At 68.0% G+C, this 1,477-nt stretch carries 1 protein-coding gene; it reads right to left on the bottom strand.

Going from position 1 to position 1,477, the window contains the following annotated elements; all coding sequences use genetic code 11:
• On the bottom strand, nt 1-1,144 hold a 1,144-nt coding region (gene ilvD, locus EQG76_RS05535), incomplete at its 3' end, for a dihydroxy-acid dehydratase (protein ID WP_159711338.1).
• Between the last annotated feature and the right edge of the window lie 333 nt (nt 1,145-1,477).

Raw genomic sequence — 1,477 nt, 5'->3', positions numbered from 1 at the left:
GTGCTGCGCGGTAGAAATCGTGGACGGTGGCATCGCTGGTGCGCTGCACGTCCCAGCGCTCGAGCGCGGCGCCGAGGTTCGGCGCATGCACCGTGCCGACCGAGGTGTCGAGCAGCCCCGCCCGGTCGAGCTCGCCCAGGATCGCCATGATGCCGCCCGCACGGTGCACGTCCTCCATGTGCACGTCGGACTTGGAGGGTGCCACCTTGCACAGCACCGGCACGCGGCGCGACAGCCGGTCGATGTCGGCCATGGTGAAGTCGAGCTCGGCCTCGTGCGCGGCAGCCAGCAGGTGCAGGACCGTGTTGGTCGAGCCGCCCATGGCGATGTCGAGGGTCATGGCGTTCTCGAACGCCTTGCGGCTCGCGATGGCGCGCGGCAGGAGGCCCGCCTCGTCCTTCTCGTAGTAGCGGCGCGCCAGCTCGACGATGAGGTGCCCGGCCTCGACGAACAGGCGCTTGCGGTCGGCATGGGTGGCGAGCGTCGAGCCATTGCCCGGCAAGGAGAGGCCCAGCGCCTCGGTCAGGCAGTTCATCGAGTTGGCGGTGAACATGCCCGAGCACGACCCGCAGGTCGGGCAGGCCGAGCGCTCGATCACCTTGATCTCCTCCTCGGAGACCTTCTCGTCGGCGGCCGCCACCATGGCGTCGACCAGGTCGAGCGCCACGCTCTTGCCCCGCAGCACGACCTTGCCGGCCTCCATCGGCCCGCCGGAGACGAACACGACCGGGATGTTCAGGCGCAGCGCCGCCATCAGCATGCCGGGCGTGATCTTGTCGCAATTCGAGATGCAGACCATGGCGTCCGCGCAATGCGCGTTGACCATGTACTCGATCGAATCGGCGATCAGCTCGCGCGAGGGCAGCGAGTAGAGCATGCCGTCATGACCCATCGCGATACCGTCATCGACCGCGATGGTGTTGAACTCCTTGGCGACACCGCCCGCCGCCTCGATCTCCCGCGCCACGAGCTGGCCCAGATCCTTCAGGTGGACATGGCCTGGTACGAACTGGGTGAAGGAATTGGCGACCGCGATGATCGGCTTGCCGAAATCGCCGTCCTTCATGCCGGTGGCGCGCCAGAGGCCACGGGCGCCGGCCATGTTGCGGCCATGGGTGGTGGTGCGGGAACGATAGGTTGGCATGAAAACGTCCTGTTGCCCTGCTCGACCGGTATCCTGTTCCCCCCGGCCCTGGCCGGAGTTCAGGGGGCGGCTCTTGCGCGGCATCGAACGGCAGCGCGGCGTGCCTTTCGGGCACGCCGCAGCCGCCATCCGACGCAAACCGCCACCGGTCCTAGAGGATTTCGCGCTCGATTGAAATCACTCCAATCCGTGCCGGGCGGCGGACGGCCACCGTCGGGCGCACCATGCGGGGGAAACGGCGCGCCGTCCGGATAGGGCGTGCCCCTCAAGCCTTGCAGGCGCTGGTGTAGGCGACGGAGCCGTATTCGCCGGCATAGCTCTTGGTATAGGGCC

Source organism: Geminicoccus flavidas, assembly GCF_009806515.1.
GTDB lineage: Bacteria > Pseudomonadota > Alphaproteobacteria > Geminicoccales > Geminicoccaceae > Geminicoccus > Geminicoccus flavidus.
The sequence above is the reverse complement of the archived record's forward strand: the minus strand, read 5'-3'. Positions and strand labels throughout refer to the sequence as shown.